Annotated in this window: 10 protein-coding genes and 1 tRNA gene; 10 read left to right on the top strand and 1 reads right to left on the bottom strand. The window is 39.1% G+C overall.

Annotated elements, in window-relative coordinates; translation table 11 throughout:
- Positions 1–285 precede the first annotated feature (285 nt).
- The 4 genes from GXZ17_RS07370 to GXZ17_RS07385 all read left to right on the top strand — a co-directional run bounded on the left by GXZ17_RS07370 (position 286) and on the right by GXZ17_RS07385 (position 4,075).
- Positions 286–837: a GNAT family N-acetyltransferase gene (locus GXZ17_RS07370; protein ID WP_409376649.1), complete on the top strand. Its 552-nt coding sequence runs from the start codon at positions 286–288 to the stop codon at positions 835–837.
- Between the two features lie 489 nt (positions 838–1,326).
- Complete coding sequence (locus GXZ17_RS07375) at positions 1,327–1,761, top strand: phosphomannose isomerase type II C-terminal cupin domain (RefSeq protein ID WP_409376650.1); 435 nt, start codon at positions 1,327–1,329, stop codon at positions 1,759–1,761.
- Positions 1,761–2,966, top strand: a complete 1,206-nt coding sequence (locus tag GXZ17_RS07380; protein ID WP_409376651.1) for a glycosyltransferase family 4 protein — start codon at positions 1,761–1,763, stop codon at positions 2,964–2,966. Before GXZ17_RS07375 ends, GXZ17_RS07380 begins: the two co-directional genes overlap by 1 nt.
- An 11-nt stretch (positions 2,967–2,977) precedes the next feature.
- Positions 2,978–4,075 carry a hypothetical protein gene (locus GXZ17_RS07385; protein ID WP_409376652.1) on the top strand — a complete coding sequence of 366 codons (1,098 nt, stop codon included), beginning with the start codon at positions 2,978–2,980 and terminating at the stop codon, positions 4,073–4,075.
- Between the two features lie 7 nt (positions 4,076–4,082).
- Here GXZ17_RS07385 and GXZ17_RS07390 read toward each other — a convergent pair whose 3' ends face one another.
- Positions 4,083–4,601, bottom strand: coding sequence for an NTPase (locus tag GXZ17_RS07390; RefSeq protein WP_409376658.1), 519 nt, complete (start codon positions 4,599–4,601; stop codon positions 4,083–4,085).
- A 203-nt stretch (positions 4,602–4,804) separates the two neighbouring features.
- Here GXZ17_RS07390 and GXZ17_RS07395 point away from each other — a divergent pair, with 203 nt between their 5' ends.
- The 6 genes from GXZ17_RS07395 to GXZ17_RS07420 all read left to right on the top strand — a co-directional run.
- Positions 4,805–4,987, top strand: coding sequence for a ferredoxin (locus tag GXZ17_RS07395; protein WP_409376653.1), 183 nt, complete (start codon positions 4,805–4,807; stop codon positions 4,985–4,987).
- A gap of 68 nt (positions 4,988–5,055) precedes the next feature.
- Positions 5,056–5,132 (top strand) — tRNA-Glu (locus tag GXZ17_RS07400).
- A 115-nt stretch (positions 5,133–5,247) separates the two neighbouring features.
- Positions 5,248–5,694 (top strand): tyrosine-type recombinase/integrase, encoded by a 447-nt coding sequence (locus GXZ17_RS07405; protein ID WP_409376654.1) that lies wholly within the window; start codon positions 5,248–5,250, stop codon positions 5,692–5,694.
- A gap of 365 nt (positions 5,695–6,059) precedes the next feature.
- Positions 6,060–6,470, top strand: coding sequence for a hypothetical protein (locus GXZ17_RS07410; protein ID WP_409376655.1), 411 nt, complete (start codon positions 6,060–6,062; stop codon positions 6,468–6,470).
- 528 nt (positions 6,471–6,998) lie between these two features.
- On the top strand, positions 6,999–8,000 hold the full coding sequence (locus GXZ17_RS07415) for a substrate-binding domain-containing protein (RefSeq protein ID WP_409376656.1): 1,002 nt from the start codon (positions 6,999–7,001) through the stop codon (positions 7,998–8,000).
- Between the two features lie 273 nt (positions 8,001–8,273).
- Positions 8,274–8,999, top strand: a 726-nt coding sequence (locus GXZ17_RS07420) for an ATP-binding cassette domain-containing protein (protein ID WP_409376657.1), incomplete at its 3' end; no start/stop codon positions are given.

Here is an 8,999-nt window from a genome sequence, read left to right on the forward strand (position 1 = left end):
TACCAAAAAGCGGAGTCGATTTCATATACATTCAAGAATTATTAGGTCATAAAAATAGTAAGATAAATAACAGAAATTTATACTCAATGTTAGTGCGGAAAGCTCTGGCAAAAAAGTCTTTTAGATGGTTTAAGCCTGAGCGGAAGAGGTCCCTGGTGACAAAATTTATTAAGAAGGGAAAATTCTGGCACTTCATCCATAATCGGATATAGCCTGGCTCATTGGACGTGGCCCTTCCTGGCCGATTCCGATTATAAGGTAAAAGCAAAAATTGGGGGTGAGAAGATGAAAATAATTGATTTAAACAAAGAAAATAAAGAATTGATAGAACAGGCTGCTACAATTTTATATGAAAGTTTTAAGGATATATCCGAAGCATGGTCGACTATGGAGTTAGCCCTGGGAGAAGTGTATGAATCAATTGGAGAAGATAGGATAAGTAGAATTGCAGTTAATGATGATAAAGTCGTCCTGGGATGGATTGGCGGTAAAAGCATGTATAACGGAAATGTTTGGGAGCTTCATCCGCTTGTAGTTAAGAGAGAGTTCAGGGGTCAAGGTATAGGAAAAGACCTGGTGAATGACTTAGAAGAGAAGGTCAGGGAACGTGGTGGGTTAACAATTTGGGTAGGAGCTGATGATGAGAATAATTCTACGTCCCTTTCAAATACGAATTTATACGAAAATCTTTATGAAAAAATAGTTAATATTAGGAATTTAAAAAGGCACCCATTTGAATTTTACCAGAAAATGGGTTTTATTATTGTAGGGGTAATGCCAGATGCAAATGGAATAGGAAAACCTGATATTTACATGGCCAAAAAAGTAAGAAAATGAATATTTGCAGGTAGATCAAGAAAGAAACAGGTTACTATCTTTTGTAACCCCGGGGTTATACTGCGGAGCACAGCTTCATTCCTACTTCAGGTTTTGGGCTCAAAGAGGGTGAAAAATCAAGCAGGAGTTCTCTTAAATCCACATGACGACTAATATTCGGTGATGTTAGAATTGGTGGATGTTTGGCGAAATAATCTGATTTTTATGATGAATATGGGAATAACGGCAGAAAATATAAAAATAAGGCATTATCTCCTGGGGCGTTTCTTAGTGAGCGATTGTCAGGAAAAGAACTACCGGAGGAGAGGGCTGAGGTGGTGAGAGGGCTATCCATTTTAATAGGAAGAAAGCTCGAACCTATCTGCTTTCCTTGTCAATTTGACATTAATTCTGTTTTCACCTACAATAAGTACACGACAGTTAAAAAAGTTAATATTGATTTTCTTCGCTAATTTAGTGAGGAACCAAAACTTTGAGGAGGTGATTATTATGGTCAAAGCTATTGGTTCCCGGCGCGCAACTTCCCCTCCTAGAACCTACCAGCCTTTAGAAGTCGAAAAACCGTGGGGCAGGTTTATTCAGTACACTTTGAATACTCCCACCACAGTGAAAATACTGGAAATAAACCCGGGAGAGGTTTTAAGCCTCCAATCCCATAATTATAGAGAGGAATTGTGGATACCTCTTACTGATGGAGTAATGGCAGAAATAGACGGAGAGTTGTATTTTCCTGAAGAGTTAGAGCCGGTGTTTGTTCCTAAACATTCTAAACACCGTCTCAGTGCCGGAGATAAGAAAGTCAGAGTTTTGGAAATCTCTTTTGGTTATTTTGATGAGGAAGATATAGTCCGGTATGAAGATAAATACGGGCGAACTAAGGACGAGTTAATCGAAGCCCTGGAGCAGAAAGCGAGCAATTGGTAATGCTTAGCTCCCTGCGAATAGGGTTTTTATCCACTTATCCCCCCACTCCCTGTGGGATTGCTACCTTTACTGAAGATTTGGTTCAAGCAATACCTTCTTCTTCTTTTTCTCCAGAAATTATAGCTGTATCTCAGGATGACGAGACTATTTCTTATCCTGAAGAAGTTAAGTTTATAATTCAGAAGGAGAAAAAAGAAGATTATTGGCAAGCAGCGGAATACGCTAACAAAGAATTGGAAGCAGTAAGTATTCAGCACGAATATGGTATCTTTGGAGGAGAAGATGGAGAGATGGTGGTGGAGTTCTTAGACAGGCTGAGAAAACCAGCTATTACTACTTTACATACTGTTCTTTCTCAGCCTTCTCCTGGTCAGGTTGCAGTTCTCCAGAAAATAATCCAGAGATCAGAAAAAGTAGTGGTAATGAATAGTTTAGCTATTCCCATTTTAGAGGATAAATATCAGGCACCTTCCCAAAAATTGGTGGTTATCCATCATGGTGCTCCCTCCAGTTATTCCTATGAGAAGGAAGGGCAGAAGTCTGCCCTGGGACTCAGTGATAGAATTGTTTTGTCCACCTTTGGTTTGATTAGCCGGGGAAAGGGGATTGAATATGTCATTCAAGCACTACCTGAGGTAGTACATAAGTTTCCTCAGGTAGTGTATCTAATAATAGGAGCCACTCATCCCCGGGTTAAAGCGAGAGAGGGAGAGTCATACAGGAATTCTTTAGAGCAATTGGTAAAAGAGCTGAATTTAGAAGAACACGTTATTTTTGTGAACCGTTATCTGAGTAAAGAAGAATTGGTTAAGTATCTGGTGGCTACCGACATTTACCTTACTCCTTATTTAAATTCTCAGCAAATTGTTAGTGGTACTTTAGCTTACGCTATGCGGTTTGGGAAAGTTATCATTTCCACTCCTTACTTATATGCTCAAGAGCTGATCGGAAAAGATAGAGGAATATTGGTAAAATTTGCTGATTCTCAAAGCATTAAAGATGCTCTCCTCAGGGTTTTAGAAAATTCTGCTTATTTTCGCCAAATAGAAAAAAACGCTCAGAAGTTTGGTGCTAAATTAAAATGGACGGAAGTGGGAAGAGATTATGCCCGATTATTTGAAGAAATTATTAATCAAAAAACTGTTTCTTTCTCGGAAAGAAATCAGCCTGATTTCTCAAGTAAATCACTATTAGTCGAAGATTAGCTAAATTTTGAATGGTGAGAGATAAGATAGATATGCATATTTTACAGGAAAAAGCAGTTCTTTCCTCAATCAAGCTGGATCATTTAGCTTCCCTCAGTGACCACTTTGGTCTTTTGCAACATGCTGATTATAAACTTCCCAAATTTGAGTTTGGATATACTACTGACGATAATTGTCGAGGACTCTTAGTGGTTTCTAAATTTTACTCTATTTCTCCTGATCCGCTGGCGAAAAAATTGGCTCAGCGGTATCTGGCTTTCCTTCGTTGGGTTCAAAAGGAAAATGGTCAGTTTCATAATGAAGTTTCTATCGACCGGCGTTTCCTGGATGTAGTTGGTTCAGAAGATTGTCAATGTCGAACCTTCTGGGCTTTATCAGCTACTTTGAATACCGCTATTCCTGTAGACTTCAAATTAGTTATAAGGGAGATGCTGGAAAAATTTCTTCCTACTCTATTTTCTTACTCTTCGCCTCGCCCGGTAGCTTTTTTAATTTTTGGGTTAAAAGAGCTTTCCCGGCAAAGAGAAATCACTTTCCCCAATTTAGATATACCTTCTGCTGTTCGTACTCTGGCAGGAAGATTAGTTGAACAATATGAAAGAAACGCTTCTCCTCAATGGGCCTGGTTTGAAGATATTATGACCTGGGGCAATGCTCTTCTTCCTGGTTCTCTTTTTGTTTCTTATCAACTTTTGGGAGATAAAAAGCTATTAGAAATAGCCAGGGAGAGTTTCGATTTTATGAGCGATCATGTATTTGACCATCAGCTTATATTTCAGCCAGTGGGAAATAGAGGGTGGTTTCCTCGGGGAGGGGAAAAAGCCCAATTTGACCAGCAACCTATTGAGGCCATGTGGATGACTATTGCTGGAGAAGAGGCGTTTGAGGCAACTGCTCAACCCCACTATCGGTGTAAAGCTCGGTCTGCCATTGAGTGGTTTTGGGGAAGAAACTGCCATTGTCTTCCTCTTTATGACCCTGAGGACGGATCCTGTGCTGATGGATTAACCCCGGATGGGCTTAATCCCAATCGGGGGGTAGAAAGTACGCTTTCTGCTTTACACAGCCTTCTTTTGGCTAAAGAAAAAGGGATCTTAAACAACAACTAATTCAAATTCAGTGAAATTCTCTTTTTATTTTTTGATAAACTTCTTCTCGATTATTGTAGAAAAGCTGAAAAATTGCCACGTCAGGGCGGCTTTTAATACCTTCCAGAAAAGGGAGGGGAAAAACGGGAATAGTAGCTAAAACTCTTTTTTCACTATTCACTGCCTCTCTCACTGTTTTCTCAAATTCAGGAGAGCAAAGCTCCATCTTTCCAATTTCATCGATGACTATTACTTCACAAGAAGCAAGGGCCTCATTAATTGCTTTTACCCCCACTTTTTCTAAATCTTCAATGTTTACTCCATAGCTGCCTACTCTGAAGGGAGAATTTAGTCCTTTTTGAGCTAAAATTCCTTCTTCTCCGGCCAGAGTAACAATCTTAAAGCCCACTCGTTCTCCGCAGGATCTTATCTCCTCAGTATAAAAACCACCAGCCGGGGGTAAGGCAGGAATGAGGCGCTTTATTAAAGTGGTTTTTCCTACTCCAGGTCTTCCGGTTATTAGAAGGTGCTTGGGAAATTCTTTCATCAAATAGACAACTTCCCTTCTTTATCTCGATAATGACATTTTTGTATATCAACCTAACTCATCTGAAACGCTGACCCTATTATCTCCTAAATATTTTAAATATTAAAGAAGTTTTTATAATTAATTCACCACTTTTGGATAAATATGCTATAATGTTTTCCGGTTTGCAAAAATTACACTTTTACCAGAGGAGGATATAGTTTATGGCGCTACGAATAGATGAAGAAGTGTGTTCAGGATGTGAGCTGTGTGTCCAGATTTGTCCCGATGTTTTTGAGATGAATTCCGACGGTATATGCAGAGTAAAAAATGGAGCTGATGAGAGCCTGGATTGTGTACAAGAGGCTATCGACTCCTGTCCTACTGCTGCTATCATTCAGGAATAGGAAAAGTTTTTTTTGACCCCTTGCCTTATATAAAGGGGTTGTATAAAATAGGTAACCAAAATAAAAGCGCCCCCATCGTCTAGCCCGGTAAGGACACCGCCCTTTCAAGGCGGCGGCAGCGGTTCAAATCCGCTTGGGGGCGCCATTATTTTTGTAGAGCCACTTTTAGCACTTCCTCCTTCTCTTTTTTCCTTTTCTTAACCCCGAAGGGCGTTGTCCATGAAAAGAGGGTATTAGAACGAACGGGAAAAGTTTTAAAGTTGGTTCAACCTAAAACGTGGGAAGAGTATTTTGAGGAGTTTTTATTACAAAAGCAAATTGATGGTCTAAGACCACGCACCCTCGAAGATTACCGCTACCACATAAACCATTTCTTTAATAGGGCAAACCTTGAGGATTGGGAAAGTATTCAAAAGAGAGTAAAAGAGTATTTTACTGAAAACATTGCCCCCGCTACCTTTAACACTCGACAAAAAACTCTTAAAGCTTTCTTTCGCTACCTTGTAGGACAAGGAGCTATTCCAGCAAATCCTATAACCTTCAAAAAGATAAAAGAAGAGGGGAAAGCTAGAACAATTCCTAAAGAAGTTGTGGAAAAGCTTTTAAAACTACCTGAACAGAAAATTTATACTTTAATTCTCCTTACTTTAGACACAGGAATAAGACCACAAGAAGTCTCTTTCTCCTTTAACTTGTCTGTGGCTTAAAAAACTTCTCTCTGTTCGCCCTAATTCCTGGAGAGAAAGTGTCCTAGTATTTTGTAGCTAGGACGGAAAGCCATTACAGGTGAGCTCTTGGTCTCATATATTAGCCAAATACAGTAAAAAGTTAGGCTATAAAGTAACGCCCATGACTTAAGGCATACTCTTACGCTATACTCTTTAAGAGAGGGGATGAGCCCTTTCGCTTTACAGAGAATTCGTTTTGGGACACACTGACTTAACTATGACCAAACGTTATTTAAGCTTAAATCAGGAAGACTTAAAAAGAGAACACGAGAAAAGTTCCCCTCTAAACCTCTTCGAGAAAAAGAGAATAAGGGGAATTAAATAAAAAAGGAGGGTTTTTAAAGATGGTTTTTCTAAAACAATATAGTAAAACAGTATATTTCTACATTGCCATTCTGCTAATGGCTATATTCTTGGCAGGATGTGGAGCGGCTCCTGAATCACCAAGACAAATTGACATTACTTGGGAGGTGAAAGGAGTTTATGGAGACAAGATGCTATGCACTCTTAAAATGCATAATAGGACGAATATGTATTTCTACGTAGAGAACATTACAGTCAAGGTGTGCGGTATGGGAGGGTATTGTTATGCAGAAACCCAACCCTCTTTGGGAATGATTCTGCCCGGGTACTATGCTGAAGAGAGTGGCTACCTTTCATATAGTCCACTATTCGATTACGCTGAAACCACTGTAACCGGGCGATGGGAGGATGGAAAGAGTGACAGTTTTACAGGAGTACTTTACTACCCCTAAGTAGCAGACTGATTAAAGCAAAAAGAGCTTAAATCGGACAGCTAAAATTTTGAAGTCCTGACAAAAGAAATCATCACTCAGGAGCAACTACTTGAAGAGCTAATGGGGAATGGGTTTAAAAGTTAGGTTTTGAGGTGGAAATATAACCCATCGGGTGTAAGCCCCACCCGATGGGTTCTTTCTTAGAAAATTTATTACTTTAAAAACTTAACAGTAAATTATGTCTCAGAAATTTAAGAAGGTTTGTAGAGGCTCTGTTTTACCTCGGAGCGAGTCAAAGGTTCTCTTCTCGCTCGTTGTAAGTTGTCTTAACGATTAACACATAAGCCCCTTTTGTTCATTTGTAAATAACTTTCTATGCTATCTACTACTGATAGAGAGAGTCTTAAAATCTAATAACAGAAGGAAAAATACTCTATAATAAGTTGATATTATCTTCTGGTATTTACCTCTTGACTTATATAAGTAAATTAGATAGCATATTTGCAATGGTAAGCTTACCGGTCCAATTTTGTGAAAGGGAGGAACATGATGAAAAAAGTTAGATTAATCGTAGCCTTGTTAATGGCAGTAACTTTGCTAAGTTTTGCTGTTTCAGCCGTAGCAAAGGACGAGAGTGGAATCACAATTGGTTTTTCTCAATACACCCTAGGTGCCCCGTATTTTAAGGCACAAGTTGAAGCAGCTAAGGCAAAGGCTGAAGAGCTAGGCGTAAAGTTAGTTGCGATTGATGCTCAGGATGATATGGTTAAGCAACTAGGAGACGTAGAGGATTTGTTATCTCAGGGTATTGATGTACTCATTTTAAATCCAAAAGACCCCAAAGGATTAGTGCCGGCTACTAAGAAAGCTACTGCTGCTGGTGTACCGGTGATAATTATTGATAGCTCAATCGACCCTTCAGCTGACTTTGTTACCACAGTTCAATCTAACAATGATGAAAACGGGGAAAAAGTGGGTGAATGGTTGGTTCAGGAAATGAGTAGGCTTATGCCCGGGCAAAGAATAAAAATGGCTCTCATAAGTGGAGCTAAGGGTAATCCTGTTGGAAAAGCCCGCAGAAATGGTGTGTTTAAAGGGATACTTGAGGAACAATTAAGGTCCCAGGGTCAAGCTGGCTTTGATATCCTTGCCCAGGGATGGGGCAACTGGCAGCATGAAGGTGGACTTGAAGCAATGGAAGACATTCTTGTTGCCCATCCTGATGTTAATGTGCTTTTAGCTGAGAACGATAGCATGGCGCTAGGTGCTATGAGAGCTATTGAAAATGCAGGGCTCACGCCAATGAAAGACATTATTATTTGTGCTGCAGCTGATGGCCAAAAAGAGGCACTTCAATTGATAAAAGAGGGTAAATACGGTGCTACTGGTATGAATAGCCCGGTTTTGACAGCGCACATGGCTGTGGAAATTGCTGTAGAAATTGCTAAGGGAGAAGAGAAAGAGTATCCTAAAGTTACTTATACTCCTGCCATCTGCATTACAAAGGAGAACGTAGATCAATACTATGATCCGAACGCAATATTTTAAATAATAAAAATCAATAGCTTAAGCGATAATCGGTTTTTTAAAAAACCGATTATCGCTTACATGTTGAGATCGGTATTCCCTTCTTCCCAAATCAAAGTTTAGAAGTTATAGTTTAAAATGGTTGCTTTTTTAGACAAAATTTACACTTTAGCTATTTTAAGTTTAAAAATGTTGACAGGTTTTAATCTTAGATTATCAGTTGTCAAACCTTCTGGGTTCTTTTTTTCTTCTTTTGGATGGCTTAGGGAAGATTATTAGTAGGGGTAGGTTAGGATGGTTACTTATAGAATAGAAATGAATAACATAAGCAAATCTTTTGGTGGTGTGCAAGCACTAAAAAGGGTTACGTTCAAAGTAAACCCAGGCGAAATTATGGCTCTGGTGGGAGAAAATGGAGCGGGAAAATCTACATTAATGAAGATTTTGTCGGGGGCGTATACCAAAGATGAAGGAGAAATATTAATTGATGGTAGACCGGTTGAAATTAACAGTCCCCAAAAAGGAAGAAATATAGGAATAAACATTATTTATCAAGAGCTGACCATTGTCCCTGACTTAACAGTTGCTGAGAATATATTTTTGGGCAATTTACCAGTGCGTAATGGAATTATACAATGGTCCAAGTTAAACCAAAAGGCGGAAGAATTAATTCAAAGCATAGGCTTCAGCCTAAACCCTAAAACAATTGCTGGTAATCTTAGTGTTGCTCACCAACAGATAGTAGAAATCTGCAAGGCCTTATCTCATGATGCAAGAGTGCTAATATTGGATGAGCCGACTGCTGTTTTAGCTCCTAGAGAGGTTAAAACGTTATTTGAGATTTTGAAAAATCTCAAAGAAAAGGGAGTAAGTATAATATACATTTCTCATAGGTTGGAAGAAGTTTTGGAAATAGCTGATCAAATAACTGTTCTTAAAGATGGCGAGGTTACGGGAACAGGTACGCCAAAGGAAATGGCCAAAGACAATATTATAAACTTGATGATTGGTCGAAGAATA

The organism is Candidatus Sordicultor fermentans, assembly GCF_012728195.1.
GTDB lineage: Bacteria > Atribacterota > Atribacteria > Atribacterales > Caldatribacteriaceae > Sordicultor > Sordicultor fermentans.

Coding starts and splice junctions, on each gene's coding strand:
- GXZ17_RS07370 (WP_409376649.1), top strand. CDS start 286: ATGAAAATAATTGATTTAAACAAAGAAAATAAAGAATTGATAGAACAG.
- GXZ17_RS07375 (WP_409376650.1), top strand. CDS start 1,327: ATGGTCAAAGCTATTGGTTCCCGGCGCGCAACTTCCCCTCCTAGAACC.
- GXZ17_RS07380 (WP_409376651.1), top strand. CDS start 1,761: ATGCTTAGCTCCCTGCGAATAGGGTTTTTATCCACTTATCCCCCCACT.
- GXZ17_RS07385 (WP_409376652.1), top strand. CDS start 2,978: ATGGTGAGAGATAAGATAGATATGCATATTTTACAGGAAAAAGCAGTT.
- GXZ17_RS07390 (WP_409376658.1), bottom strand. CDS start 4,601: ATGAAAGAATTTCCCAAGCACCTTCTAATAACCGGAAGACCTGGAGTA.
- GXZ17_RS07395 (WP_409376653.1), top strand. CDS start 4,805: ATGGCGCTACGAATAGATGAAGAAGTGTGTTCAGGATGTGAGCTGTGT.
- GXZ17_RS07410 (WP_409376655.1), top strand. CDS start 6,060: ATGGTTTTTCTAAAACAATATAGTAAAACAGTATATTTCTACATTGCC.
- GXZ17_RS07415 (WP_409376656.1), top strand. CDS start 6,999: ATGATGAAAAAAGTTAGATTAATCGTAGCCTTGTTAATGGCAGTAACT.